This is a genomic window from Erythrobacter sp. NFXS35, assembly GCF_040148725.1.
Taxonomy (GTDB): Bacteria; Pseudomonadota; Alphaproteobacteria; order Sphingomonadales; family Sphingomonadaceae; genus Erythrobacter.
In genome coordinates, this window is sequence record NZ_JAGDEB010000003.1 from 496,381 (window position 1) to 522,800 (window position 26,420).

The 26,420-nt window shown below is 64.6% G+C and carries 28 protein-coding genes; 10 read left to right on the plus strand and 18 right to left on the minus strand.

Translation table 11 applies throughout. The features are described from left to right. Nucleotides 1-2: 2 nt before the first annotated feature. A complete protein-coding gene (locus J3454_RS13865; RefSeq protein ID WP_349514353.1) occupies nucleotides 3-1,496 on the plus strand; it encodes a TolC family protein in 1,494 nt (497 codons plus the stop codon). On the opposite strand, the gene J3454_RS13870 is transcribed toward J3454_RS13865, so the two are convergent. The 11 genes from J3454_RS13870 to rpsU form a co-directional block, all read right to left on the minus strand. Beyond that, nucleotides 1,465-2,478: a hypothetical protein gene (locus J3454_RS13870; RefSeq protein ID WP_349514354.1), complete on the minus strand. Its 1,014-nt coding sequence runs from the start codon at nucleotides 2,476-2,478 to the stop codon at nucleotides 1,465-1,467. The two genes, J3454_RS13865 and J3454_RS13870, sit on opposite strands and share 32 nt — an antisense overlap. Further along, nucleotides 2,475-3,065 (minus strand): hypothetical protein, encoded by a 591-nt coding sequence (locus J3454_RS13875; protein ID WP_349514355.1) that lies wholly within the window; start codon nucleotides 3,063-3,065, stop codon nucleotides 2,475-2,477. The genes J3454_RS13870 and J3454_RS13875 overlap by 4 nt, the downstream gene beginning before the upstream one ends. Nucleotides 3,066-3,168: 103 nt before the next feature. Next, a complete protein-coding gene (locus tag J3454_RS13880; RefSeq protein ID WP_349514356.1) occupies nucleotides 3,169-3,624 on the minus strand; it encodes a tRNA (cytidine(34)-2'-O)-methyltransferase in 456 nt (151 codons plus the stop codon). A gap of 8 nt (nucleotides 3,625-3,632) precedes the next feature. Then, nucleotides 3,633-4,043: a GFA family protein gene (locus J3454_RS13885; RefSeq protein WP_349514357.1), complete on the minus strand. Its 411-nt coding sequence runs from the start codon at nucleotides 4,041-4,043 to the stop codon at nucleotides 3,633-3,635. Continuing rightward, nucleotides 4,043-5,539, minus strand: a complete 1,497-nt coding sequence (gene gatB / locus J3454_RS13890) for an Asp-tRNA(Asn)/Glu-tRNA(Gln) amidotransferase subunit GatB (protein ID WP_349514358.1) — start codon at nucleotides 5,537-5,539, stop codon at nucleotides 4,043-4,045. The genes J3454_RS13885 and gatB overlap by 1 nt, the downstream gene beginning before the upstream one ends. Continuing rightward, nucleotides 5,532-5,915, minus strand: coding sequence for a hypothetical protein (locus J3454_RS13895; protein WP_349514359.1), 384 nt, complete (start codon nucleotides 5,913-5,915; stop codon nucleotides 5,532-5,534). The genes gatB and J3454_RS13895 overlap by 8 nt, the downstream gene beginning before the upstream one ends. After that, a complete protein-coding gene (locus J3454_RS13900; protein WP_349514360.1) occupies nucleotides 5,912-6,088 on the minus strand; it encodes a glutamyl-tRNA amidotransferase in 177 nt (58 codons plus the stop codon). Before J3454_RS13900 ends, J3454_RS13895 begins: the two co-directional genes overlap by 4 nt. Next, nucleotides 6,085-7,566 (minus strand): Asp-tRNA(Asn)/Glu-tRNA(Gln) amidotransferase subunit GatA, encoded by a 1,482-nt coding sequence (gene gatA / locus J3454_RS13905; protein ID WP_349514361.1) that lies wholly within the window; start codon nucleotides 7,564-7,566, stop codon nucleotides 6,085-6,087. The genes J3454_RS13900 and gatA overlap by 4 nt, the downstream gene beginning before the upstream one ends. A 1-nt stretch (nucleotide 7,567) precedes the next feature. Continuing rightward, a complete protein-coding gene (gatC, locus tag J3454_RS13910; RefSeq protein ID WP_349514362.1) occupies nucleotides 7,568-7,870 on the minus strand; it encodes an Asp-tRNA(Asn)/Glu-tRNA(Gln) amidotransferase subunit GatC in 303 nt (100 codons plus the stop codon). Nucleotides 7,871-7,882: 12 nt separating this feature from the next. After that, a complete protein-coding gene (locus J3454_RS13915) occupies nucleotides 7,883-8,461 on the minus strand; it encodes an FKBP-type peptidyl-prolyl cis-trans isomerase (RefSeq protein ID WP_349514363.1) in 579 nt (192 codons plus the stop codon). A 139-nt stretch (nucleotides 8,462-8,600) separates the two neighbouring features. Beyond that, entirely contained in the window at nucleotides 8,601-8,807 is a 207-nt protein-coding gene (gene rpsU, locus J3454_RS13920; RefSeq protein WP_017664771.1) for a 30S ribosomal protein S21, read from the minus strand. 241 nt (nucleotides 8,808-9,048) lie between these two features. Here rpsU and crcB point away from each other — a divergent pair, with 241 nt between their 5' ends. From crcB to J3454_RS13950, 6 genes are read left to right on the plus strand one after another with little or no spacing between them, the layout of a single operon-like run. Further along, nucleotides 9,049-9,483: a fluoride efflux transporter CrcB gene (gene crcB, locus J3454_RS13925; protein ID WP_349514364.1), complete on the plus strand. Its 435-nt coding sequence runs from the start codon at nucleotides 9,049-9,051 to the stop codon at nucleotides 9,481-9,483. Next, nucleotides 9,480-10,763, plus strand: a complete 1,284-nt coding sequence (locus J3454_RS13930; RefSeq protein WP_349514365.1) for an RluA family pseudouridine synthase — start codon at nucleotides 9,480-9,482, stop codon at nucleotides 10,761-10,763. Before crcB ends, J3454_RS13930 begins: the two co-directional genes overlap by 4 nt. Next, nucleotides 10,763-11,365: an FMN-binding negative transcriptional regulator gene (locus tag J3454_RS13935; protein WP_349514366.1), complete on the plus strand. Its 603-nt coding sequence runs from the start codon at nucleotides 10,763-10,765 to the stop codon at nucleotides 11,363-11,365. Before J3454_RS13930 ends, J3454_RS13935 begins: the two co-directional genes overlap by 1 nt. Continuing rightward, on the plus strand, nucleotides 11,362-12,030 hold the full coding sequence (locus J3454_RS13940; protein ID WP_349514367.1) for an HAD-IA family hydrolase: 669 nt from the start codon (nucleotides 11,362-11,364) through the stop codon (nucleotides 12,028-12,030). Before J3454_RS13935 ends, J3454_RS13940 begins: the two co-directional genes overlap by 4 nt. Continuing rightward, on the plus strand, nucleotides 12,027-12,284 hold the full coding sequence (locus J3454_RS13945) for a hypothetical protein (protein WP_349514368.1): 258 nt from the start codon (nucleotides 12,027-12,029) through the stop codon (nucleotides 12,282-12,284). The genes J3454_RS13940 and J3454_RS13945 overlap by 4 nt, the downstream gene beginning before the upstream one ends. Next, nucleotides 12,284-12,997: an ATP12 family chaperone protein gene (locus J3454_RS13950; protein ID WP_502878613.1), complete on the plus strand. Its 714-nt coding sequence runs from the start codon at nucleotides 12,284-12,286 to the stop codon at nucleotides 12,995-12,997. Before J3454_RS13945 ends, J3454_RS13950 begins: the two co-directional genes overlap by 1 nt. Nucleotide 12,998: 1 nt before the next feature. On the opposite strand, the gene J3454_RS13955 is transcribed toward J3454_RS13950, so the two are convergent. From J3454_RS13955 to J3454_RS13970, 4 genes are read right to left on the minus strand one after another with little or no spacing between them, the layout of a single operon-like run. Further along, nucleotides 12,999-13,598: an ABC-type transport auxiliary lipoprotein family protein gene (locus tag J3454_RS13955; RefSeq protein ID WP_349514370.1), complete on the minus strand. Its 600-nt coding sequence runs from the start codon at nucleotides 13,596-13,598 to the stop codon at nucleotides 12,999-13,001. 14 nt (nucleotides 13,599-13,612) lie between these two features. Continuing rightward, a complete protein-coding gene (locus J3454_RS13960) occupies nucleotides 13,613-14,560 on the minus strand; it encodes an MlaD family protein (protein WP_349514371.1) in 948 nt (315 codons plus the stop codon). A 42-nt stretch (nucleotides 14,561-14,602) separates the two neighbouring features. Beyond that, entirely contained in the window at nucleotides 14,603-15,421 is an 819-nt protein-coding gene (locus tag J3454_RS13965; protein WP_349514372.1) for an ABC transporter ATP-binding protein, read from the minus strand. Nucleotides 15,422-15,424: 3 nt separating this feature from the next. After that, on the minus strand, nucleotides 15,425-16,549 hold the full coding sequence (locus tag J3454_RS13970; RefSeq protein WP_349514596.1) for an ABC transporter permease: 1,125 nt from the start codon (nucleotides 16,547-16,549) through the stop codon (nucleotides 15,425-15,427). A gap of 95 nt (nucleotides 16,550-16,644) precedes the next feature. Here J3454_RS13970 and J3454_RS13975 point away from each other — a divergent pair, with 95 nt between their 5' ends. The 3 genes from J3454_RS13975 to J3454_RS13985 all read left to right on the plus strand — a co-directional run bounded on the left by J3454_RS13975 (nucleotide 16,645) and on the right by J3454_RS13985 (nucleotide 22,423). Beyond that, nucleotides 16,645-19,539 carry a valine--tRNA ligase gene (locus tag J3454_RS13975; protein ID WP_349514373.1) on the plus strand — a complete coding sequence of 965 codons (2,895 nt, stop codon included), beginning with the start codon at nucleotides 16,645-16,647 and terminating at the stop codon, nucleotides 19,537-19,539. Nucleotides 19,540-19,757: 218 nt separating this feature from the next. Continuing rightward, the gene (locus tag J3454_RS13980) at nucleotides 19,758-22,052 is read left to right on the plus strand and encodes a PAS domain-containing protein (RefSeq protein WP_349514374.1); all 2,295 of its coding nucleotides are present in this window, start codon (nucleotides 19,758-19,760) and stop codon (nucleotides 22,050-22,052) included. Next, complete coding sequence (locus J3454_RS13985) at nucleotides 22,049-22,423, plus strand: response regulator (RefSeq protein ID WP_349514375.1); 375 nt, start codon at nucleotides 22,049-22,051, stop codon at nucleotides 22,421-22,423. The genes J3454_RS13980 and J3454_RS13985 overlap by 4 nt, the downstream gene beginning before the upstream one ends. Here the strand turns inward: J3454_RS13985 and J3454_RS13990 are convergent, their stop codons facing one another. The 3 genes from J3454_RS13990 to J3454_RS14000 are packed head-to-tail and all read right to left on the minus strand — an operon-like array spanning nucleotide 22,424 to nucleotide 26,096. Then, entirely contained in the window at nucleotides 22,424-24,616 is a 2,193-nt protein-coding gene (locus J3454_RS13990; RefSeq protein WP_349514376.1) for a xanthine dehydrogenase family protein molybdopterin-binding subunit, read from the minus strand. It lies immediately after the preceding gene. Further along, the gene (locus J3454_RS13995) at nucleotides 24,613-25,599 is read right to left on the minus strand and encodes an FAD binding domain-containing protein (protein WP_349514377.1); all 987 of its coding nucleotides are present in this window, start codon (nucleotides 25,597-25,599) and stop codon (nucleotides 24,613-24,615) included. Before J3454_RS13995 ends, J3454_RS13990 begins: the two co-directional genes overlap by 4 nt. Beyond that, nucleotides 25,596-26,096 (minus strand): 2Fe-2S iron-sulfur cluster-binding protein, encoded by a 501-nt coding sequence (locus tag J3454_RS14000; protein WP_349514378.1) that lies wholly within the window; start codon nucleotides 26,094-26,096, stop codon nucleotides 25,596-25,598. Before J3454_RS14000 ends, J3454_RS13995 begins: the two co-directional genes overlap by 4 nt. Nucleotides 26,097-26,420: the final 324 nt, after the last annotated feature.

A 26,420-nucleotide genomic window follows, 5' to 3' on the forward strand; every position in this document is an offset into this window, starting at 1 on the left:
CAATGGCGCGTGCCCTGACCTTGACCCGCTGGCGATGGCTGGCCTGCAGCGCGGCGCTGATGGTCCTGTCGCTGTCGCCCGCCTCCGCGCTGGCGCAGGACATCGCACCGGTGGGCGATCCGCTCGAAGTAGCGCTCACCACCGGGCCGCTGCTGCCGGGCGAGGTGCTGCGATCATCCGCCCTCACCTTCCCCTCGATCCTCGAAGCGTTCGAGCGCGAGGCTGCCGCACGCAGCGACCAGCTTTCGGCTGACGGCGCGTTCGATCTGATGCTGAAGGGCGAATATTATGACCGGCTTTCGGGCTTCTATTCGGGCGGGTTCGGCAAGGTCGAAGCGCGCCAGCCCCTGCGGCCTTTCGGTGCAGAGGTGTTCGGTTCGTACCGCGCGTCCGACGGCGACTTCCCGATTTACGAGAACTACAATTTCACCAATCGACTGGGCGAAGCCAAGGTCGGCGCCCTGTTTTCGCTGCTGCGCAACCGCGACATCGATGCACGCCGCTTCGCGATCGAGGATACCCGGCTGGCGGCCAGTCAGGCGCGGCTCGATGTGCTGCTGGTGCAATTGAACGTCCAGCACGAGGCCCTGCGCGCCTATTGGCGCTGGGTCGCGGCGGGCGAGGAAATCCGCGTGTTCGAAGAATTGCTCGAAATCGCCGAGGCGCGGCAGGTGGGCCTCAGCCGCGAGGTGCGCGAAGGTGCCCGCCCGCGCATCGCGCTGACCGAAAACGAACAGAACCTGCTGCGTCGCCGCACGCTGCTGGAGGAAGCCAAGCGCAATTTCCTCACCGCGGCAAACTCGCTCGGGTTCTACCTGCGCGATGCGAACGGGCAGATGTATGTCCCGACCCGCGAACAGCTGCCCGATACCGACACGATCGCAGCCATGGCGGAGATGGAAGCGCTGGTTGCCGCCCCGCTCAGTGCCGTGATCCGCAGCCGCCCGGAATTGCAGACCTTCAGGTTGGCGCTGGAGCGGGCGACTAACCGGGTGGCATTGCGGCGCAACGATCTGCTGCCCCGCCTTGATGCCAGCGTGGAACTGTCGCGCGATTTCGGCGCAATCGGGCCGGGCGGGCCGAGCTTCGATTCAACCGATACGGTGGTTGGCCTGACCTTCACCGTACCGCTGCAGCGGCGCGAGGCGCGCGGACGGCTGCAGCGTGCCGAGGCTGAACTGCGCGAGACCGAACTGCGCCAGCGCCGCATCGCCGACCAGATTACCACCGAAGTGGACAACATTCTCGCCAACCTCGGCGCCGCGCAGAAGCTGGCAGAACTGGCTGATGCGGAGGTCACGCAGGCGACCACCATGGTGCAGGCTGAACGCACCCGTTTCCGGCTGGGCGCGGGCGACTTCTTCCTCGTCAACCTGCGCGAGGAAAGCGCCGCCGACGCACAGGTCCGCGCGATCCGCGCCGAATTGGCCGGGCGGCTGGCCGAAGCCAGCTACAACGCGGCGACTATGAACCTGGACGCGCTGGGGCTGGAATAGCGCCGGGTTCGGCCGCGCTCGCAGGCTCGGGTGTAGCTGGGGCTGCGGCTTCGGCCTCGTCGGCAGCCACCTGAACCGCAGCGGCCGCCATTTCCACCTCGACCCGCGCCCTTGCCTTTGCCTCGGCCAGTCCGACCAGATCGATCGGCACATCGCGATCATAGGCCAGAACTTCCGGCACCGGCGGGATACGGCCCACCAGCGCGCGGATCAGGTTGTTGCGCTTGCCCGTTGCCCGCAGATCGGCCTTGGCATGCGGATATTGCGACAGCGATTGCGGCACGCTCCAATCGGTCGGCCGGGCCGGACGGTCTGGCAGCAATTCACGCTCGAAGGTCGATTGCTCCAGCGCCGCACGATCCGCCCAGCCGAGGCTGAGAAAATCGCCGAGCGAGGTGATCTGCCCCGCCTTGGCCTCGAACTTGACCGAGCCCATGCAGAAACACGTCCCGATCACCGGTACGCCCGGAATATAAACGACCGGGCCGAAATAACTGTACTCGCCCGGTTCGACCTCGATCAGATAGCTGAAGCTCTTGTCGCCCTCATCAGTCTTGTCGAATATGTATTGCGGGCCATAATTCACGATCATGCGCAGATCGATCGAGGCGATGGCGAAATTGGCCTCGGTCGGCTCCTCGGGCCGGTCGCCCCGCGCGCGGCCCGATTGCTGCGAGACCTCCCAGCGCTTCAGCTCTTTGGGGTAATCCTCCTGCTCGTCAGCCAGTTCCTCGCGCCATTTGGCTTCGTAATTCGCAATTTCATCGGCATTGGGCGTCTTGATAAACATGCCGTTGGCCCGGTTCTGCGGGCTGTTGATGTAGATATAGGCCTTGGCCGGATCGATGGTCTGCTTGCCCGAAACGAGTTTCTTCAACTCGATTGCCTCGTATTCGGCAACGTCAGGCTTGATCTTCTCGGCAGCGGCGGGCGCGGCCATGAGCGCCAGCGCGCCCGCGACGAGTGACAGGATGCGCTTCATGGTTCGAGCACCTCGAATTGCGGTTTGGGGCCTGATGCGACGCGCGCCTGCTTCATCAGCGCAGCCTCGCGATCCTTGGCGTTCTCGCGGCTCAGCCCTTCCTCGAAATGGAACGCCTGCCACAGGTCCTTTTCCAGCCCATAGCGGTCGTATCCCTTGTAGAACATGCAGTTGCGCAGATTGACCCGCTTGATACGGCGGCGCTCGGCGCTGCCGAAAATGGCATCGGCCATCAGACCGCCGATCGCTCCGCCGATTGCACCCGCCGCGCCGTATTGCATGATCGCGTTCTGCATGATCGCGTCATTTCCGCCCATGTAGAAGTCGATCCCGCTGGCGAGCGAATCGCATTCGGTGATATCGGCGTAGGCGCGATCAAAATCGGTGCCATCGCGGTGGAAGAAGAAATACTTGTCAAAATCCGCCGCAATCGTCGGATCGGGCGTGTAGGCGAGATTGGGCATCGCGACCGCCTCGACCTCGGCGGCTATGAAGATCCGCATTTCCGGCTCGCTCTTGATGGCCTGCGCATGAGCGACCGCGGCAAGCGGCAACAGCGCAAGGCCCGTCCATCGGACCATTCCCATAATTTCAGATTCCCTGTTTCGACCCCGGAACGCGAATTCGCACAAGTTCCAAAAACCGGCAAGCAGGACAATATCGGCGGAGTCGAATTTTCCGGTGGGAAACCTAGAGCTTGCCCCGCAGCGCCTGATACGCCGCCGCCGACACCGTGTTGGCGAGGTTCAGAGAACGGATCACGTCCGACCGCATCGGAAGGTGGAACAATCGGTCTTCGTGACGCGCGATGATCGGTTTGGGGATGCCCTTGGTCTCCTGCCCGAACACCAGCATGGCGTCGTCCGGATAGTCCGGCTCGTAGAAACTGCGGCTGCCGAATTCCTCGAACAGGAACAGCTGATCGGGCCGGGGCACGCGGGCTGCGAGGAAGGCATCCCAACTGGCATATTCAGTGAGGTTCACATGCGGCCAGTAATCGAGGCCGGAACGCTTCACCCGCTTGTCCGAGATGTCGAAGCCGAGCGGATGGATAAGGATCAGCTCCATTCCCAGCGCCACACAGGTACGCCCCACCGCGCCGGTGTTGCCGGGGATTTCAGGTTGGATCAGGATAATGGCGGTCATTGGACTGCCTAGCCGTCAGGGCCAAGTATCCGACTTTCGCGTGTATAGCCGAACGCACCTTCGCCCGACCACGCCATTCCATCAGGGTAACGCAATTCGACACCCACCAGATCAGCCTGGTCGGAAAGTGCCATGTTGACGCCCATCATCGTGTCGCCGAATGTGCTCGCCGCTCGCTCGGTCAGCCGGAAATGCGTAGTCGAACCGCACTTGGGGCAAAAGTGAACGTCGACAGCCGGTTCGGGCTTGTCATGGCGGCGATAGCTCGATGTCTGACCGTCGATCGCCGCCTCGGAAGGGTCGAAGTAACCCCACCGCGCGCCCGACTTGCGGCACAGGTCGCAATTGCAGGCGTGGAGGAACTCCGGCTTTTTCACGGTCGTGACCCGCACGCCGCCGCAGAAGCAGTCGAGCGTCATTAGCCCAGCTTGTCCTTCAACAACTGGTTCACCACGCCCGGATTGGCCTTGCCCTGCATCGCTTTCATGGTCTGGCCGACGAAGAAGCCAAACAACGCTTCCTTGCCGCCGCGGTACTGTTCGACCTTGTCGGCATTGGCGGCGATGATTGCGTCTACGGCGGCTTCGATCGCGCCAGTGTCGCTGACCTGCTTCAGCCCCTCGGCATCCGCAACCTCTGCCGGATCGCGGCCCGTCTTGAGGACGATCTCGAAGATTTCCTTGGCCTGACCGCCGCTGATTTCGCCCTTGTCCTGCATTGCAAGGATGCTCGCCTGCGCGGTCGCGGTGGCGTTGGCGGGGTCGCCTTCGTCGCCGATGGCCTTCATCACGCCGGGCGCGACTGAAAGCGACCAGTTGGCGACCTGCGTGGCAACCGCTGCTTCGCCCTTGCCAATCGCCTTGGCGGTTTCCGCCAGCAGCGTTTCGAAGCGGGCGAAGGTCTCGACCTCGGCGGTCAATTCGCGCGCGTTGTAGGGGGTGAGGCCCAGCACATCGGTGTAACGGGTGCGCTTGGCATCGGGCAGTTCCGGCAAGCTGGCGCGGCATTCGGCGAGGAAATCCTCCTCCAGCACCAGCGGCAGCAGATCGGGATCGGGGAAGTAGCGATAGTCGTGCGCGTCTTCCTTGCTGCGCATGGTCCGCGTGGTGCCGGTGCCGGGATCGAACAGTCGGGTTTCCTGCACGATTGTGCCGCCTGCCTCCAGCACATCGACCTGGCGCATCGCCTCATGCTCGATCGTCTGCATGACGAAGCGCACTGAGTTGACGTTCTTGGTCTCGGTACGCGTGCCGAACTCCTCACCCGGACGGCGGACCGACACGTTCACGTCGGCGCGCATCGAGCCTTCTTCCATGTTGCCATCGCAAGAGCCGACATAGCGCAAAATCGCGCGCAGCTTGCGCACGTAAGCCCCGGCCTCGGCGGGCGAGCGCATGTCGGGCTTGGACACGATTTCCATCAACGCCACACCGCAGCGGTTCAAATCGACGTAACTCATGGTCGGATGCTGATCATGCATCAGCTTGCCCGCGTCCTGCTCGATATGGATGCGCTCGATCCCGATGATCTTGTCTTCGGGAATGCCGGCCTTCTCGTCCGCTTCGATCAGCAGATGCCCCTCGCCCACGATCGGGTGGTAAAGCTGGCTGATCTGGTAGCCCTGCGGCAAGTCGGCGTAGAAGTAGTTCTTGCGGTCGAACCGGCTCCACGCGTTGATCTGCGCTTCGATTGCCATGCCGGTACGCACTGCCTGCCGAATGCACTCGCGGTTCGGCACCGGCAGCATCCCCGGCATCGCGGCGTCGACGAGAGAGACCTGCGAGTTCGGCTCGGCCCCGAAGGCAGTCGATGCGCCGGAGAACAGCTTGGAATGGGTGCTGACCTGCGCGTGGACTTCAAGGCCGATCACGACCTCCCATTCGCCGGTGGCACCCTGGATGCGGTAGTTAGTCATTATCTAGCCCCAATAAATACTCTTCGGTCGCCTTCAGTTCATTCCGAGCGATTTCGTCGAATCTACCGTCGCCGGTGACAGTCACTGTCTCAAGATACAAGATACTCATATCCTTGTACTCAGGATACTTCTTCAGCTCCCGCAGGTATGCAGCCAACGCTGGACCGGGGAGATTTTCCTTTCCCGAAGTCAGCATCTCGTTCATTTTGGTGCTGAGTTCGACATATTCGTGCACGAAGGATTGTCGCTTGTCTTGCTTGGCGGCACGCCTGCGGTTCTGCTCGTAGTTGATACCGGCTAAAGCTGTCATCAGCCAAAAGGGGATCACCATCCCGAAAAGGATCAGTCCAAGAGTAGTCCATTCGAATGTCGTCATGGACAATCCTCGCGGCTGGCATTCGCCTCGTCCTCGATCACCTTGCCATCCGGTCCAAACCGCGCTTCGCCGTGATCGACGTTCTTTCTCACCCAGTTCGCGGCCATGAAGGTCAGCGGCACCGCGAGGGCGATGCCGATCCCGGCAAGCCACAGCGCGGTGTCGGCGATCACCACCACTTCTCCGGCGCAGCCTTGAAGCCCGCACGTTGCTGGATCGCCAAGCCCGCATTCAGCACGCCCTGTTCGTCGAACGGGCGGCCCACCAGTTGCAGGCCGAGCGGCAGGCCGTGTTCGTTCAGCATCGCAGGCACGCTCATCGCCGGGAGGCCCGCCAACGAGGCAGGCACGGCGAACACATCGTTCAGATACATCGCCAGCGGATCATCGACATTCTCGCCCAAGGGGAACGAGGCCGTTGGCGTGGTGGGCGCGAGGATCACATCACATTCCGCAAACGCACGCTCGAAATCGCGGGCGACCAGTGCGCGCACCTTCTGCGCCTGCGTGTAATAGGCATCGTAGAAACCGGCCGACAGCACATAGGTGCCGATCAGGATGCGCCGTTTGACCTCATCGCCGAAGCCGGCAGCGCGGGTGGCGGCGTACATATCCTGCAAGCCGCTGCCATCGGGCAGATCGCGCAACCCGTACCGCACCCCGTCATAGCGGGCGAGATTGCTCGACGCTTCTGCGGGCGCGACGATGTAGTATGCGGGCAGTGCATATTTGGTGTGCGGCAGCGACACGTCGACGATTTCCGCGCCTGCGTCCTTCAGCCACGCCTTGCCCTGCTCCCACGAATCGAGGATCGCCTGATCAGTGCCCTCCATCCGGTATTCGCGCGGGATGCCGACTTTCTTGCCGCGCAGGTCGCTGTTCAGCGCCGCTTCCCAATCGGGCACGTCCATCTGGAGGCTGGTCGAATCCTTGGGATCGAACCCGGCCATCGCGCCGAGCATAATCGCGCAATCCTCAACCGAGCGCGCCATCGGCCCGGCCTGATCGAGGCTGGAGGCGAAGGCGACCACGCCCCAGCGCGAGCAGCGGCCATAGGTCGGCTTGATCCCGCAGATGCCAGTGAAGGCCGCGGGCTGGCGGATCGATCCGCCTGTGTCGGTGCCGGTCGCGGCAGGCGCAATGCGCGCGGCCACCGCGCTGGACGAGCCGCCCGACGATCCGCCCGGGCTCATCGCGGCATTGCTGCCCGCCTTCTTCCACGGCGATGAGACATTGCCGAAATAGCTGGTCTCGTTGGACGATCCCATCGCGAACTGATCGAGGTTGAGCTTGCCCAGCATTCCCGCGCCCGCGTCCCACAGCTTCTGGCTGACGGTCGATTCGTAGCGGGGGCTGAAGCCTTCGAGGATGTGGCTGGCCGCAGTGGTCTGCACACCGTTGGTGGCGAACAGGTCTTTCATCCCGATCGGCACACCCGCCATTGCGCCTAGTTGCTCGCCAGCGGCGCGCGCGGCATCGACGGTGTCGGCCGCGGCCAGCGCATGGTCGGGAGTGGTGACGATGAAGGCGTTGAGCGCCGCAGCTTCTGCCACAGCAGCGTTGAAGCTTTCGGCCACTTCGCGTGCGGTGAAGTCCCCGGCGCGCACGCCGTCGCGGATGTCTTTTACGCCGAGTTGGGTCAGGTCAGTCATGCTATTCGATCACCTTGGGAACGCCGAAAAACCCGTGTTCCGCCGCCGGAGCATTGGCCAGCACATCCTCGCGCCGCCCGCCGCCGGTCAGCGGATCGGGATCCACCACGTCGTCGCGCAGGCGCAAGGTGTTGGGGATCACCGCCGCCATCGGCTCGATCCCGGTCACGTCGACTTCGCCCAACTGCTCCACCCATTGCAGGATGCCGTTCAGTTCGGGCACCATCCGTTCCAACTCGGCATCATCCATGCTGATCCGCGCCAGACTGGCGATTTTGGCGACGGTTGCCTTGTCCACCGACATGCTCAGCGCCCCTTACTGACCTGGTACAGGCACAGGCGCACCACCGGGACCGCCCTGGCCCATCTGCGCCTGCATCGTTTGCTGCAGGATGCCGAGATTGCGTTCGAACGTCTGCTGGCTCATCACGTCCACCACCTCGATCTCGAATTCCAGATCGGCGTTGGGCGGGATCGGCGCGCCCGGAGGCGGTTCGGCCCCGTAGGCTTTGTCGGCGGGGATGAAGAGCGTGTACTTGCCGCCCTTCTGCATCTGCTGGAGCCCTTCGAAGAAGCCGGGGATGGTCGCCCCTTCTTCGATCGGGAAGGGCGTGCCTTCGGGAAACAGCCCCTGCACCGGCAGCGGAATGTCGCGCGATTCATCGAACACAGTGCCATCGGAAGCAAGCGTGCCCTTGTACTTGATGAACAACACGTCGCCCTGTTCGGGCAGCGGGCCGGTGCCGGCGGTGATGGTGTCGACATTCAGCCCGCGCGGAACCGCGGCCCAGGCCAGCCCCGCCCCTATGGCGATAGCGAGGATGACGCCGATCCACAGCTTGGTCAGCGAGCCCTTTGCGACGGGCCGGATCGGAACGCGGGTAATCTCGGTCATGGTGTTGTCCTGCGTGACGGCACGCTTTCGAGCCGTGTGAGACGACAAAAGGGCGCGGTGTTAAGCCGCGCCCTGATGGCTGATCGGAAGAGGGGATTCAAGCGGCTTTCCGCGAGGAAACACACGCCCGCAGACGGGATTACTTGCTCCCGTCACGCTCCATCCGCTTGCGCTCCATCTTGCGGGCGCGGCGAACGGCTGCGGCCTTTTCACGGGCGCGCTTTTCGCTTGGCTTTTCGTAGTGGCGACGCAGCTTCATTTCGCGATAAACGCCTTCACGCTGCAGCTTCTTCTTGAGCGCGCGCAGGGCCTGATCGACATTGTTATCGCGAACCATGATTTGCATAAACGACGACTACCTCAATTTTTCCAAACGCCAGAGCCCGCCCGAATCATGCGGGGATACGCGGTGAATTGCCTGTGAAACACCAATAATAGAGGGACGATTCCCACCAGGGACCGCCCACCAAACCCGGCCCCGATAGTCCAACACCGCCTGAAACGCAACCCGTCAGCGTCACGCCATCGCCCGACCGTGCGCCGCACCGCCTAGGCAGAGCGCCCCTGCCCCGCTAAGAGCCTTGGCGATGACCACATCCCCCATGCCTTTGGCACTCTCTCCGCTTGCCGCTTCGGCGCTGGTCGCCGGTGGCGGCGCGCTGGGCGCGCTTGCCCGGTATCAGACTGGACGCCTGCTGTCCTACCTGCTGGGCCAGCGCACCGCCGAAGGCTTCCCGTGGGCGACGCTGAGCGTGAATATCGTCGGCAGCCTTTTGATGGGGGCGCTGCTCGGCTGGCTCGCGCGCGGCACGGCTTCGGCCGAGACTGCCGAGACCATGCGGCTGGCAATCGGAGTCGGCCTACTCGGCGGGTTCACCACCTTCAGCGCCTTCAGCGCCGAACTGGTGACGATGCTTTACCGCGGTCAGATGATCGAGGCGCTGGGATACGGCGCGGTATCGCTGGGCGCCGGGATGGCGGCGATCTTCATCGGTCTGATTGCAGCGCAGGGCGTGTCATGAGCGAAGGCAAGAACACCAGCGCACCCGCCGACAACGTCCGGCAATTCACAGTTTCCGAGGATGACGACGGCATCCGGCTTGACCGCTGGTTCAAACGCAACCTGCCGCAGATCGGCTTTGCCACGGTGTCGCGCTGGGCGCGCACCGGGCAGATCCGGGTCGATGGCAAGCGCGCCAAGCCCGAGGATCGCCTAGCCGAAGGGCAACAGCTGCGCGTGCCGCCCGGCGGCGAGGAGCCGCCCGCCCCCGGCCCGCGCAAAGCCACGCCGCGCACCCGCACACTCAGCCCCGAACAGATCGCCGAAGCCAAGGCGATGGTGATTCGCGAAACCCCGTCCGCCATCGTGCTCAACAAGCCGCCGGGCCTCGCCACGCAGGGCGGCAGCAAGACCACCAAGCATGTCGACGGGCTGCTCGATGCCTTCGTGGAGGGCGAGAAGACGCCCCGCCCGCGGCTCGTCCACCGGCTCGACAAGGACACCTCGGGCGTGCTGCTGATCGCGCGCACGCCGGGCAGCGCCGCCAGCTTTTCCAAGCGTTTCGCCAGCCGATCGGCGCGGAAAGTCTATTGGGCGCTGGTGGTCGGCAACCCCGCCCTGTCCGAAGGCGTGATCGACGCTGCTCTGGCCAAACAGCCCGGCACCGGCGGCGAGAAGATGCATATCGACGAGGAAAACGGCGCGGCGGCCAAGACCCGTTACCGCGTGGTCGACCATGCCGGGGAGCGTGCCGCGTGGGTGGAACTCGAACCGCTCACCGGGCGCACGCATCAGTTGCGCGTGCACATGGCGGCAATCGGCCACCCGATTGTGGGCGACGGCAAATATGGCGGGCCGGAATCCTTTCTGACCGGCGCGGTCAGCCGCAAGATGCACCTTCACGCCCGCCGACTGATCATTTCCGAGCCGAAGTCGGGAGAAGGAACAGGCGGCAAGCTCGACGTCACCGCCGATCTGCCGCATCATTTCGCCGCCAGCATGGAAGTGCTGGGCTTCGATCCCGGCCTGTCCGATGCCTCCCCCTTGCGCGAAGAGGCACCGGAACGGTCGGCGGAAGAAAAGAAGCAGGCGGCCCGCCGCCACTTCAAACAGGCGCGGAAAGAAACCCGCGCGCCCCGCCGTGCTCGCGGCGCAGCATCCGAGAAAGGCAAGAAGGCGCCGGGCAAACCTGCCGGAAAGCCCGCGCCCAAGGCCTCCAAACCCGCGCCCAAATCGGGCAAGCCAGCCGCAAACAGGGCGCGGCCCGCCCCCAAACCGGCTCCAAAACGCCGGGGTCGCTGATGCATCCCGATCCCCAGTTCCGTAGCGTTGACCATGCCACCTGCGAAACGCTGATCGCCGAGGTCGGGTTCGGTACGATCTTCGCTGCCACGCCCGAAGGCCTGCGGGCGGCCCGTACGCCGCTGCTGTCGGCGGGCAACGGGGTGGTGCAATTCCACCTTTCCGCCCGCAACGCCCTGACCCGGCACCTCGCCGGCGGGGCGGATGCGCTGATCGTGGTCAATGGCCCCGATGGCTATGTCTCGCCGCGCTGGTATGCCAACCGCGACACCGTGCCGACGTGGAACTACGTGTCGCTGGAATGCGAAGGCCCGGTGACGCGGATGGCGGATGAGGGCCTGGAGGCATTCCTCCAAACTGCCATCGCCAAGCACGAGGCCCGGCTGGGCGGCGAACCGTGGCGGGCGGAGGAAAGCTCCGGCAAAACCTGGGCCGGGTTGTTCAAGGGCATCGTCGGTTTCGACATGGCGGTGCGCGACTGGCGTCCCACCTTCAAGCTTTCACAGAACAAGCCGCCCGAAGACCGCGCCCGGATTGCCGAAGGGCTTGCTACCGCAGGCGTTCCCGCGCTCGCCCATCTGGTGCGGGGCGCGGGGGAATGAGTGCGGTGCGCCTTGCCGTGTTCGATTGCGACGGCACGCTGGTCGACGGGCAGGCCGATGTCTGCTGGGCGATGGACCGCGCCTTCGCCCGAGCCGGGCTGTCCGCGCCCGATATGCAGGCGGTGCGTCGGATCGTCGGCTTGAGCCTGCCGGTCGCGGTGCGCAGCCTCGCCCCCAACCTGCCCGAGGATCAGGCCCGCGCGGTGACCGAGTTCTACCGCTCCAGCTTTCGGGCACGGCGAGAGGAAGGTCTGCTGGACGAACCACTGTATGATGGCATCGCCGAATTGCTCGGCAGTCTGCGCGATGCGGGCTGGAGCCTTGCGGTGGCCACCGGAAAATCCGATCGTGGGCTGGCGGCGTGCCTTGCCTGCCATGGCATCGCCGACATGTTCGTCTCGCTCCAGACCGCCGACCGTCATCCGTCCAAACCGCACCCCGCGATGCTGGAGGCCGCGCTGTACGAAGCCGGGGCCGCCCCGCGCGAGGCGGTGATGATCGGCGATACAAGCTTCGACATGCTGATGGCCCGCAGCGCCGGGGTACGCGCGGTCGGTGTTGCATGGGGATACCACGCGCCCGCCGAATTGCTGGCGAGCGGCGCGATCAGCGTGGCTGAAACCTCCGCTGCGCTGGGCAAGGCGCTGGAGGAGACGCTGGGATGAGCCGCTCTGCCCGCGACGCTGCCGAAACGCAGGCCCGCCGCCGCTATATCATCATGAACGCCGCACGCATCGGCGGGCTCGGCCTGCTGCTGCTGGGCGTGGCGATCACCCGCAATGTACTGCCGGTGCAACTGCCGTGGACGCTGGGCGCGGTGCTGGCGGTGCTAGGCCTGCTCGAATTTTTCTTCCTGCCGGCGATCATCGCCAAGCGCTGGAAGGCCGGGGACCGCGCCAAGGGCGATCAGCACTCATGATCCGGCGGTTCTACAAGGAAGTGACGCTTGCCGAGGTGCCGGTGGCCGAAACGCTCTGGTATCAGGTGATGCTCGATGGCCGCGCTGTGAAGACCGTCGGCGGGCGGGCGCAAATGGTGCCATCGCAGGGTCTGGGCGAGGCACTGGCGGCGGAATGGCGGCGGCAGGGCGAAACCATAGATCCCGCCAGCCTGCCGTTTCGCGACATGACCGATTACGCGATCGATGTGGTCGCGTCCGATCCGGCCAGGGTGATCGACAATCTCGTCGCCTATGCTGAAACCGATACGCTGTGTTACCGCGCCGATCCCGACGCGCCGCTGTTTACACGTCAGCAAGAGGTGTGGGAGCCATTGCTGACCCGGTTCGAAAGCGAGCACGGCATCGCGCTGGTGCGGGTCAGCGGTATTCTGCATCGGCCCCAACCAGCGCCGGCACTGGCGGTGCTTCGCGCGCGGCTGGAACCACTCGATCCGTTCGCGCTTGCCGGGTTGGAGGCGATGACGACCCTCGCCGCGTCGCTGGTGATCGCGCTCGCCGCGTTCGACGCTGCCGGCGAAGGCGAGCCGCTGGCGCTGTGGCAGGCGGTGTGTCTCGAGGAAGAATGGCAGGCCGATCTGTGGGGCCGCGACTGGGAGGCCGAGGAACGCCGTGCCAAGCGCGAGGCCGATTTCCTGCGCGCCTGCGGCTTCGCGCGGCTGGCGCGGGGCTGATCTAGCTCCCAGCCACCCACGTGGCGACTTCGCCCGCGACTGTATTCGCCGCCCGGTTGATCGCTGCACCGACTGCGCGGCCCTCTGCCGGGACGCCGGTTTCGCGCGCTTCGAAGCGGCGGGTGGTGGTATCGCCGTCGCCTGCGATCCGAATGGCATCGAACCGCACGACAACCGCCGAATCCTGCGCGACATAGCCCATGTCGATCAGGTTGCCGCGCAAGGTCATCGTCGCCAGCGCCACGGTTTCATCGCTGTCCATCACCAGCGCATTGCCGCGTGCGCGGATAGCTTCGCCCAGCAGGCCGCGGAACAGGCGGGCCGGTTTTTCGACCCAGAACGCTTCTTGCAGATAGGCCAGTTCGGTGTCGGAGACAGCCACCGGCACGCGCAGCACGTCGAGCTTGGCCGCAGCTTCGATCGGCATCACCGCCACCACCGGACGGTTCGGCCCGGCAGCGGCACCTGCACCCACCGGCGCGCGCGTTTCGGGGCTCAATGTCAGCAGACTTTCGGGCGGTTCGCCGCCAAGGCTGATGCAACCGGGCAGCGCCAATGCCAGCGGCAGAGCGATCAGGGCGGGCCATTTGCGGAAGGTCATGCGATCGATTGTCCTCATGGCTTATAGTCCGGCAACGACTTGCCCCCGACCAAGGCGCCCGCGCCTTCGCTTTCCAGCTTTTCGGTGACTGCGCGCAAGGCGCGGCTGGTGGCGCGCAGATCCTGCAAGGTCGCTTCGGCATTGGGCAGCGTGCTGGTGCGCAGCTGACGAGCCGCTGGGCGGGTGTCTTCCAGCGTGGCGGCCAATGCGGCGAGCGCATCATTGGCCGACGATAGCGTCCCGCGCAGTTCCTCGGCCAGCGGCGATCCTTCCGTTCGGACCAGTTCATCGGTGGTCAGCGTCAGCTTTTCAACGGCGTCCAGCGTCTCGTTGAATTCGGTCAGCGTCGTTTCGAACTGTTCCAGATTAGCGACCAGAGCCGGCGTAGCATCGGCCAGCCCGCCGGTCAGGCGGTTGGTGTTGCGAATGATGCCCGAAATCTCCTGCTGGTTCTCCGGCCCCAGCAACGTGTTCAGCTGTTCGGTCAGCGTCGCCAGCCGCTCCAGCAGCAGCGGCGCATTGGCGACAATCGCGCCGAACCCGCCGCGTCCGGGCGGAATCACCGGTGCGCCTTCGGGACACGCAGTGGTTTCGCAGGTGATCGGCGGCGCATTCTTGCGCGCGCCGTCGAGCAGGATGGTAGAAACCCCGGTGAAGCTCGCTTCGATAGTGGCCTGCGTGCCGACCAGCATCGGCACATCGTCCCTGACCTTGATGCGCACCCGCACGAATGCCGGGTCGTCCTTGGCCAGCGCGATTTCGGTCACCTGACCGACCGGCACCCCGGCAAAGCTGACCTGGCTGCCGGTGGCAAGGCCGGATACCGACTGGCCGTAGAAGATATCGAATTCGTCCTGCTTGCCTTCGCCCAGCCGCGCGATCCAGACGATGAAGGCGGCCAGCCCTGCCAGCAACACCAGCGTGACCGCACCGACCCAGAGATGATTGGCTCTCGTTTCCATGCCGCTTCCTATGAACGCCGCGAGGCCGGTGTGTCCAACATTCTATCCATCCACAGCCCCCGAGCCGCGCTCGTGCGAGGCCTGCGCAGCACGCCCGCGCGGGCCGTTGAAATATTCCTCGATCCACGGATGGCCGGTGGCGATCAGTTCGGGAATGGTGCCGACGGCAATGATCTTCTTGTCGGCAATCACCGCGACCCGGTCGCAGATTTCGTAAAGCGTATCCAGATCATGGGTTATCAGAAACACGGTCAGGCCCAGCGTTTCCTTCAATTCGCGGGTCAGCCGGTCGAACTTGGCCGCGCCGATCGGGTCCAATCCGGCAGTGGGTTCATCGAGAAACAGCAGTTCGGGATCGAGCGACAAGGCGCGTGCGAGCCCGGCGCGCTTCTTCATCCCGCCCGAAAGTTCGGACGGGAATTTCGCCACCGCGCTTTCGGGCAGACCGGACAGGATCACCTTGTAGCGTGCAACCTCGGCCCGCAGCCTTGTATCGAGTTCGGGATAAAACTTCTTGAGCGGCACTTCGACATTTTCACCCACCGTCAGAGTCGAGAACAGCGCTCCGCCCTGGAACAGCACGCCCCAGCGGCTGCGCACGCCGTGGATATTGTCGGGATCGCTGTCCCTGATGGCCTCGCCCAGCACCTCGATACGGCCTTCGCTGGGCCGCTGGAGGCCGATGATCGACCGCATGAGAACCGATTTTCCACTGCCCGAACCGCCGACCACGCCGAGGATCTCGCCGCGCCTGACAGTGAGGTCGAGCCCTTCGTGAACGCTGAAATCGCCGAACCGGTTGGCCAGCCCCTCGACCACGATTGCGGGCTCCGCATTGTGAGCGCGATGATTATCCACCATCGCCTACCCCCACCCGATTTCGGTGAAGAACACGGCGAAGAACGCATCGATCACGATGACCGCAAAAATGGCCGAAACCACCGCCATGGTTGTGCGCCGCCCGACCTCTTCCGAATTGCCGCGCACCTGCAGGCCATTATAACACCCCGCCAACCCGACGATCAGGCCGAATACCGGCGCCTTGATCAATCCGACCCACAGATCATATTCGGGCACCACGTCGTGGATCCGTTCGAGGAACGTCCAGAACGGGATGCCGAGCGTAAGGTCGCCCACCACCGCCCCGCCGATAATCGCCATGACCGAGGCGTAGAAGCCCAGCAGCACCATCATGAAGGTCGCCGCGAGGATGCGCGGGATCACGAGCACTTCGATCGGCGAAATGCCGATGGTGCGCATCGCGTCGATTTCCTCGGTCAGCTTCATCGTGCCGAGCTGCGCGGCAAAGGCGCTGCCGGATCGGCCCGCCACCATGATCGCGGTCATCAGAACGCCCAGTTCGCGCAAAGTGATGCGTCCGACCAGGTTCACGGTCAACGATTCCGCACCGAACTGCTGGAGCTGGACCGAGCCCTGCTGCGCGATCACGATACCGATCAGAAAGCTCATCAACCCGATGATCGGTAGCGCGGAGACGCCGACCAGTTCCATCTGGTGGACCAGCGCGCGTCCCGGAAACCGCGAAGGATGTCGTACAAGGCTCGCCCCGCCGATCAGGATCTGCCCGAAGAAACCGACAACGCCATACAGGCCGGAACGGGCGGCGAAGACTTTCTCGCCCATTTCCGCCGGAACGCGTTTCCACACGGGCAGTCGCGGCGGGCGGATGTCGCTGCCCGCGTCGATCCCGCGCACTGCGCCGAGCAGGCGTTCGGCCGCTTCGCTGGCTCCGGTTATTTCCGCGCCATGTTCGCGCGCCAGCCGGCATACGACCCAGGCGCCAACCGTGTCCATTTCGTCCACCTGCGTCAGATCGATGGCGGCAATCGGGCCGGAAACGCCCCGCAGCGCGCGCTCGAACGGAGCGATGGCGGCCAGCGTCAGCGCACCGGAAAGCACCAGGCGAGGCCCCTGCGCCTCCCCGTGCTGGCCACTGTCTTCCAGCGAATATTGCGCCGCATTCTGCATCGGGATGAGGCTATGGGGAGATTTTCCGCCGCCGACAAGGCTGTCGCGGCGAACTGCGGTGCCTTGTATCATTGCATCGCAACATAGGTGCTGGCATGGCGCAGACCATCATGAGCGACACTCTGCCAACCACTTTCGACCCCGCTGAAATCGAAGCGCGCTGGTATGCGCACTGGGAGACCAACGGCTGTTTCCGACCTGCGCGGCCCGAAGCCGATGCCTTCACCATCGTCAACCCGCCGCCGAACGTCACCGGCAGCCTGCATATCGGCCATGCGCTCGACAACACCTTGCAGGACGTGGTGGTCCGCTATGAACGACTGCGCGGCAAGGATGCGCTGTGGGTGGTCGGCACCGATCACGCGGGCATTGCGACGCAGATGGTGGTCGAACGCCAGCTTGAGGCCAGCCAAGACAAGCGCACCAACTATTCGCGCGAGGATTTCGTGGCGAAGGTGTGGGAGTGGAAGGCCGAAAGCGGCGGCACCATCACCAACCAGCTGCGGCGGCTCGGATGCTCGATGGACTGGAGCCGAGAGCAGTTCACCATGGACCCGCACTTCACCAAGGCGGTGATCAAGACCTTCGTCGATCTGTATAATGACGGGCTGATCTATCGCGACAAGCGGCTGGTGAACTGGGACCCCAAGCTGAAGACCGCGATTTCCGATCTCGAAGTCGAGAGCCGCGAAGTTCGGGGCCATATGTGGCACTTCAAGTACCCGCTCGCCGGCGGTGCGACCTACACCTATGTCGAGCGTGATGCCGATGGCGCCGTGGTGCTGGAGGAGGAGCGCAACTATATTTCCATTGCCACCACCAGGCCCGAAACCATGCTGGGCGACGGCGCGGTGGCAGTGCATCCCGACGATGCGCGCTATGCCCCCATCATTGGTATGATGTGCGAGATTCCGGTAGGCCCGAAACAACACCGCCGCCTGATCCCGATCATTACCGACGAATACCCCGATCCAGCTTTCGGTTCGGGCGCGGTCAAGATCACCGGTGCGCATGACGAGAACGACTACGGCGTGGCGCAGCGCAACGGCATCCCGATGTACCGGCTGATGGACGAAGTCGCCGCCATGCGCAGCGACGGCGGCCCCTATGCCGAAACCGCGGCGCGCGCCCGCGAAATCGCTGCAGGAGCGGCGTTCTCGGCTAAGGAAGTCGATACGCTCAACCTCGTGCCCGACGAATATCGCGGGCTCGACCGCTACGAAGCGCGCAAGCGGGTGGTCGCCGATATCGCTGCCGAAGGCCTGATGCTGCGGGTCGAAGACAAGACCATCATGCAACCCTTCGGCGACCGCGGCGGCGTGGTGATCGAACCAATGTTGACCGACCAGTGGTATGTGAACGCGGCAGAGTTGGCCAAGAAGCCTATTGATGCGGTCAAATCCGGCGAAATCGGCATTGTGCCCAAGACCTGGGAAAAGACCTTCTTCAACTGGATGAACGACATCCAGCCGTGGTGCGTCAGCCGCCAATTGTGGTGGGGCCACCGCATCCCGGCTTGGTTCGATGCAGACGGCAAGATTCACGTCGCCGCCACTGCCGAGGAAGCGCAGGCGCAGGCGGGTGAAGGCGTCACACTGACGCAGGACGAGGACGTGCTCGACACGTGGTTCTCCTCCGCCCTGTGGCCCTTTGCCACGCTCGGCTGGCCGGAAGGCGACGCGCCGCTGGTCAACAAGCACTACCCAAACAGCCTCCTCATCTCAGGCTTCGACATCCTGTTCTTCTGGGACGCGCGGATGATGATGATGGGCTATTACAACATGGGCCAAAAGCCCTGGGACACGCTCTACCTCCACGGCCTTGTGCGCGCGGCGGACGGGGCGAAGATGTCGAAGTCCAAAGGCAATGTGGTCGATCCGCTCGGCCTGATCGACCAGTACGGCGCGGATGCGCTGCGGTTCTTCATGGCGGCGATGGAAAGCCAGGGCCGTGACATCAAGATGGATGAACGCCGCGTCGAGGGATACCGCAACTTCGCGACCAAGCTGTGGAACGCGGCGCGGTTCTGCCAGTCGAACGGCATCGGTGCGTCGGCCACGATCAAGGCGCCCCCTGCGCGCCTCGCCGCCAACCAGTGGATCATCGGCGAGGTCGCGGCCTGCGTGACCGAAATCGAGCGCGCCATGGCCGACCTGCGGTTCGACGCGGCGGCCAATGCGATCTACCAGTTCACGTGGAGCAAGTTCTGCGACTGGTATCTGGAATTGGTGAAGCCCGTTCTTTCCCCCCTCCCGCCAGCGGGAGGGGCCGGGGGTGGGCCCGAGACAGGCGAGGATGGTGGCCCCGCGCCCACCCCTGACCCCTCCCGCGAGCGGGAGGGGGACTGGAGCCCCCAGTCAGAAACCCGCGAAGTCGCCGGATGGGCGCTCGACCAGATTCTCGTCATGCTGCACCCCTTCATGCCCTTCATTACCGAAGAATTGTGGCACAAGCTGGGTGAGCGGCCCTATGAGTTGATCCTCGCAAAATGGCCCGCGCCCGAAGCGGAAGTTTCGAAAGACGCGACCGACGCGATCGACTGGGTGATCGATCTGACCACCAACACCCGCAGCGCCAAGAACGAACTCGGCATTCCGCCGGGGGCCAAGCTGGCGGCGTTCCTTGCCGCGCCGTCCGATGTGGCAACGCGCACCATAGAACGCAGCAGCGCCGCGATCGAACGCCTTGCCCGCCTGACCCCGGTGACCATCGGCGAATCGCCCGCTGGCCCGGCGATGCAGGTGACCGCAGGGAGCGACGTGTTCGTGATCCCGCTTGAAGGCATCATCGACATAGCAGCCGAAAAGGCGCGGCTGGAAAAGGCGCTGGCAGCTTCGGAAAGGGAAGCCAAGTCGCTTGGCGGACGCCTCTCCAACCCCGCCTTTGCTGAAAAAGCCAAGCCCGAAGCGGTCGAGAAAGCCCGCGCTGATCTCGCCCATCATCAAGGCGAGGTCGAACGGCTGACGGCAGCACTGGCACGGCTGGGTTAGGCATCGTTCGGACGGTGGTGGCGGGCCCATTTCCATCAAGCGGCGTTAAACCCGGCCGGGTTCAGGCGCTCACATGAATTCCGGTCGCCTTACCGATAACCTGCACTTTGTGCACGATGACGCGCGAACAAGGTGCATTTGTTGGCTTCTCTGGTATTGTCGGCGGATAACCGCGCAAATTCGGTAAAGGCATGACGGGTGACCGGAAAGAGTTTCTGATGCGCCAGCGGGCGCTCGCCGACTTCGGTGATTTCGTGCTCGAGCACGATGATCTGGACGCGATCCTCACCGAAGGCTGCCGCCTGATTTCCAAGGCCCTCGGCACCGATCTTGCCAAGGTGATCGAAATTGAAGCCGAGACGGGCACCGGTCTGGTGCGCGCCGGCATCGGCTGGAACGAGGGGATCGTCGGGAAGGAGCGTGTCTCGCTGGCGGAGCAATCATCGGAAGCGTTTGCCGTGAAAACTGCAAAACCGGTGATCTGCAACGACATTTCCGACGAGACCCGCTTCCATTTCCCCAAGTTCCTGCGTGCGCACGGGGTCGTCGCGCTGATCAACGTGCCGATCTTCCTGCCCGGCCGCACACCATGGGGCATATTGCAGGTGGATGCGCGCCGCCCACGCGACTTCGACGGCGATGACATCGATTTTCTGAAAACCTACGCAATGACGCTGGGCCCGGTCATCGACCGGCTGCGGGTGGTGGCCGAACGTGACGATATCCGAAAGGAAGTGCTCCAGCGCGATGAACGGCTGCACCACATCATTGACGCGATGGGCGAGGGATTTGGCGTGCTCGCGCCGGACTTCACCATTCTCGAACATAACCGCGAGGCCGCCCGAATGGACGGTCGGCTGCGGGAGGAGATCGTTGGCCGCTCGCACTGGGAGGCCTATCCCGGCACCGAGGATGCAGAGGTGGGCCGCGTGCTGAAGCAAGCGATGGCCGAACAAACGCCGGCTACACTTGAACATTTTATTACTTTGCCGACCGGCTCTCTCTGGCTGGAGATGCGCGCCTATCCCGTGGACAACGGCTGCCTTGCAGTGTTCTGGCGCGACGTTACCCAACGCCGCGCTGCCATCGATGCACTGCGCGAAAGCGAGGCGCGGCTGATCGCCACCTTCGAAAGCGTGCCTGCCGCAATCGCCGCCATCGACCGCAGCGGCAAGGCGGTGCTCGCCAATCAGCGCTATCTCCGCCTGATCCCCAGCGGCATGCTACCTTCACGCGATCTCGAGGCGTTTGCCCGCTGGCGCGGCTGGGACGACGAAGGCCGCCCGCTCAAGCCGGAAGAATACCCCGGCGCCCGGGCGCTGCGGGGCGAAATCGTGCTGCCCGGGCAGGAATTGCTCCACACGGACGAAAATGGTGTCGAAACCTGGTTCCGTGTGGCCAACGTGCCCACCCGCGACGCACAGGGCGACGTGACCGGACTTGTCACCGTCATCACCGATATCAGCGAAAGTAAAGCGGTCGAGGCGGCGCTGCGAGCGAGCGAGGGGCGCTTGCAAACCCTGATCGAGGGCATCCCGCAACTGGTCTGGCGTGCCGCTCCCGATGGCAGCTGGACTTGGGCGAGCCCGCAATGGGAAAAGTTCACCGGCCTTCCGCGCGAGGCGAGCCGCGGCGACAGCTGGCTGGCAGCGCTGCATCCCGACGATCGCGGCGCAGCACGGCAGGCATGGGCGGAAGCGACCGCGACCCAGCGCCTCGCATTCGACTGCCGCGTGCATGATGTGGCTGCGGGCGAATACCGCTGGTTCCAGACCCGCGCCCTGCCTGTGCACCATGCGGGCGGGACGATCCGCGAATGGCTCGGCACCTGCACGGATGTGCATGACCTGCGCCAGTTGCAGGAACGCCAGCGTGTGTTGGTGGGAGAGCTTCAGCACCGCACCCGCAATCTGATCGGGGTGATCAATGCAATGTGCGATCGCACCGCCCGCAGCAGCCGCGACTTTGACGAGTTTCGCGCAAAGTATCGTGACCGGCTCGATGCGATGGCCCGGGTCCAGGGGCTGCTATCCCGCCTCAGTCCCGACGACAGGATCACCTTCGACGAGCTGATCGAGACCGAACTGGCTGCACTCGACGGGGACGAAACTGCGGGGAAGGTGACGATGACCGGCCCGCGCGGCGTGCGGCTGCGCTCGTCGACAGTGCAGACGCTCGCCATGGCGCTGCACGAACTCACCACCAACGCGCTCAAGCATGGTGCGCTCGGTCAGGACGGAGCGCGGCTGGAGGTGGACTGGGCGCTCGAACAGCAAGCGAAAGGGAAGCCCGGCGAGAAGGAGCCGTGGCTACGTATTGCGTGGCGTGAAACGGGGGTCCGGATGCAGGACGGCGAAAGCAAGGGATCGGGACAGGGGCGGGAACTGATCGAAAAGTCCCTGCCGTTCCAGCTCGGCGCGCGCACTGCCTATGAACTGGGGCCCGACGGGGTCGATTGCACGATCTGGATACCCGTTTCGAAACAACACGAAGCAACAGGAGTCGGGGGATGAGCAACCTGCCGCTGCAAGGCTGCCGCGTACTGGTGGTGGAGGACGAGTTCCTGCTCGCCGACGAATTGCGTGGCGAGCTTGAGCAAGCCGGAGCCGAGGTTGTCGGCCCCATCGGCCACCTGGCGGGCGCAATGGCGCTGGCCAGCGCGCAGAGCGGGATCGACGCCGCCGTGCTCGATCTCAATCTCGGCGGGGACGAGGTCTTTCCGCTCGCCGACCTGCTTACCGCGCGCGGGGTGCCGTTGATCTTTTCCACCGGCTACGACCCGGTGTCGTTGCCCGTGCGCTTTGCCGATGTTCAGGCTTGCGTGAAGCCGGTGTCGCTGTCGCAGGTTATCGCCGCGCTGCAAGGTGTCATGGACGCGCGCTGATCATATCTCCGGCATTGCGGCGATCACCCGGTCGGGGGTCATCGGATAGGCGAACACGCGCGCACCGCAGGCATCGTAGATGGCATTGGCGATGGCCGCTGCGCCGCCGCACAGGCCGAGTTCGCCAACGCCCTTAGCCTGGATCGGACTGGCTGAGGGATCGCGTTCCTCTATCAGAAGGACGTCGAGATCGGGCACGTCGCGGTTCACCGGCACGTGATATTCGGCAAGATCGCAATTGGCGAGGTGCCCGTCGACAGGATCGAACAGCAGGCTTTCAGTCAATGCATTGCCGATGCACCACGTCATTCCGCCGAGACATTGCGAACGGGCGGTGCGGGCGTTGAGCACCCGTCCGAAGCCGAATGCGCCGGTCATGCGCCGCACCCGCGTTTCGCCGGTCCAGCGGTTGACCGCGACTTCCGCGAAGAACGCGCCGAAGCTGGAGACCGCCTTATTCTCGGTCGAGGCGCCGGGTTCGAAATGGCCGGTGCATCCGATCGGTTCGTTGTTCAGCAGTTCGGTCAGCGCCTTCTGGCCGCCGTCCCAGCGCGCAAAGCCATCCTTCAGCGCGAGTTCGTCCGGCGCGATGCCGAGCCGCTTGGCGATCTCCTCGCGTAGCCCCTTGCAGGCAAGGAAAACCGCCGAACCGCAGGACGCCGCACCCACACTGCCACCCGAACCTGATCCCGGAGGCAGATCGGTGTCGCCGAGGCGCACTTCGATGTCATCGGGGACAAGGCCCAGCATCTCGCCCGCCACCTGCCCGAGGATTGCATAGCTGCCGGTGCCGATATCGGTCATGTCGGTTTCGACCAGCGCAGTGCCGCCGGGCCGCAGCGTCACCCGCGCTTTCGCCTCGACGACGGAGTGCACCCGCGCCGCGCTCGCCATACCAGTGCCGATCCACCATTCGCCTTCCCGCGTGTGGCGGGGGCTGCGCGGACGCGGCTCCCAACCGAACGCATCGGCCCCTTGGCGCAAGGCGTCGGCCAGTTTGCGCGAACTGAACGGCTTGCCGCTCGCCGGATGCTTATCGGGAATGTTGCGCAGGCGCAGTTCGACCGGGTCGATCCCGACCTTTTCGGCGAGCATGTCCATTGCCTGCTCCACCGTCTGCACGCCTACCGCCTCACCCGGCGCGCGCACCGATCCGGCGGTCATGCGGTGGATACGCGCGACTTCGAGCCGCAGCAGGCGGTTCTCGCCCGCGTAGAGAAAATGGCTCGATTGCAGCACCGGTTCGGCGAAGGTCTCGCCCGGCAGGTTGGAGACGCGCGCCTCGTGGCCAAAGCCGGTCAGCCTGCCATCGGCATCGGCGGCGAGGCGGATGCGCTGATGCGTTTCGGAGCGGCGCTCGACGATCTGGAACACCTGCTGGCGGCTCATCACCACGCGCACCGGACGGCCCAGATGCATTGCGGCGAGCGAGGCTGCCACCACTTCCTGACTGACCCCGAGTTTCGATCCGAACCCGCCGCCGACATAGGGGGACAGCAGCCGCACCTGCGCCTCATCGAGCCCGAGCGAGTCCGCCAGCTCGGCGCGGTTGAACTTCAGCATCTGCAACGAGGCATGAACTGTCAGCTGCCCATTCTCCCACTGCGCCAGCGCGGCGTGGGGCTCCATCGCGGCGGAGGCATGGCCTTCGGTGGAGAACGCCACGTCGACGCTGTGCGCGGCCGCGGCCATGGCGTGCGCAAGATCGCCTTGCCGGTTGCTTTCGCTTTCCTCCGTCTCTGCCGAAGCGGGATCGAGGGGCGCATCCTCGCCCCGCGATTCGATTGCGAGGTGCTTGGCGGCGTCGCGCGCCTGCTCGAAGGTTTCGGCCACCACCAGCGCGACTGGCTGACCCCAGTAGCATACCTCCTGCGCGGGCTGGAACGGCGCCTCGCCCGCCATCCCTTGCGCAGGCCGCCCGGTCATGCGCTCGTCGGAAAGCACTGCGATGACGCCGGGCATGGCAAGCGCCGAATCCTCATCGATCGAGAGCACTTCTCCGCGCACGACCGGCAACGTGACGAGCACGCCTTCACAGCATCCCTCCACCTCATATTCGGCGGCATAAGTGGCGGTGCCGGTGACCTTGAGCAGGCCTTCGGGACGCGGCAGCGGCTTGCCGATCACGCCCTGCCCGGTCGCATCGAGTACATTGCGCTCGTCCGGCGTGTCCTGCTTGCAATGCACGTTCATGGCTCCACTCCTGTCGCTCCGCACAGCACGGCAGCGAGCGTCCGGCGCGCAAGCGGGATCTTGAAATCGTTTTGGCCGTAACCCTGCGCATCCTCCAGCAGCAGGTCGGCAGCCTTGTCGAATAGCGCGAGCGAAGGTTCGCTGCCGATCAACAGGTCGGCGATGCGCGGATCGTGCCACGGTTTGTGCGCCAATCCTCCGAAGGCAAGATCCGCGCGAGTGAAGCGGTTTTCTGCCAGCTCGATTACCGCAGCGACCGAACACAGCGCGAAGGCATAGGACGATCGCTCGCGCACCTTGCGGTAGAGCTGGGTGCCGCCCACCGGCGCGGGCAAGGTGACGGCGGTAATGATCTCCCCGGGTTCGAGCACATTGTCGCGTTCCGGCGTGTCGCCCGGTAGACGGTGGAAGTCGCGCACCGGCACATTGCGGGTGCCCTTGCCGTCCGCAATCTCCACTGTCGCATCCAGAGCGGCCATCGCCACAGCCATGTCGCCCGGATAGGTGGCGATGCAGTGCGGGCTGGTGCCCAGCACGGCATGGATGCGCGCGATGCCCTTGATCGCCCCGCAGCCGGAACCAGGCGCGCGCTTGTTGCAGGGCTGATCGATATTGGTGAAGTAATAGCAGCGCGTGCGCTGGCACAGGTTGCCGCCGGTGGTCGCCTTGTTGCGCAGTTGCTGCGTCGCTCCGGCAAGGATCGCCCGCGCCAGCACCGGGTAATCGGCCCGTACGCGCGGATCGGCGGCGGTGGCGGTATTGGTCGCCAGCGCGCCGATCCGCAGGCCATCGCCCTCGCCCGCGCCGTCGATGGCGCTCATCGAAAGCCGCCCTATATCAACCAAGGTCTGCGGCGTTTCGACCTGCAGCTTCATCAGATCGACAAGATTGGTGCCGCCTGCCAGCGCCAGCGTATCGGGATCTGCGGTCAGTTGGGCTGCGTGCGTCAGCCGTTCGGCGCGCTGGTAATCGAACGGCCTCATACGCGCTCTTCCGCCACGTCGCGGATGGCGGCTATGATATTCGCATAGGCCCCGCAGCGGCACAGGTTGCCGCTCATCCGTTCGCGGATTTCGTCGTCCGTGAGATCGGGCGTGGTCTCCAGATCGGCCGTGGCATCGCTCGCCCAGCCGGCGGCCACTTCCTGCAGCATCGCGGTCGCGGAGCAGATCTGTCCCGGGGTGCAATAGCCGCACTGGAACCCGTCATGTGCGACGAACGCAGCCTGCATCGCACTGGGCGCGGCCAGCGTGCCGAGCCCTTCGATGGTCGTCACCTCGTCGCCATCATTCGTGACTGCGAGCGACAGGCAGGAATTGATCCGCAACCCGTCCACCAGAACGGTGCAGGCGCCGCACTGGCCATGATCGCAGCCTTTCTTCGTTCCGGGCAGCCCTGCCTCGCGGCGAATGAAGTCGAGCAGGCTGGTGCGCGGGTCCGTGGGCAGCGCGTAATCTTGCCCGTTGATTGAAATGGCCATGGCTTTGATCCTGATCTGACGTCCTGATCCGACAGGGGAAAGGTTTGGCGTCCAAGGTGGCCTGCCCTGCATCACCCGACACTAACCTTCGTCATGTTCAGCCCGGATGACCGGCTTTCGCGTAGGCCCCTGCACTTGGCCGGATCGAACACCGGCGCAGATAGGCCGAAGAATTTCCTGCTGCGACATTTCGTGGCATAGGCCGGTCATGATCGCAGCTTGTGACAACCTGTATGCTTTGGCGCCCTATGTCCGTCCGCCTGCGCGGATTGGCTCCAGGTCATTGTTCGCGGGTCATTTCATTGCAGCGTTCAAACCTGACAG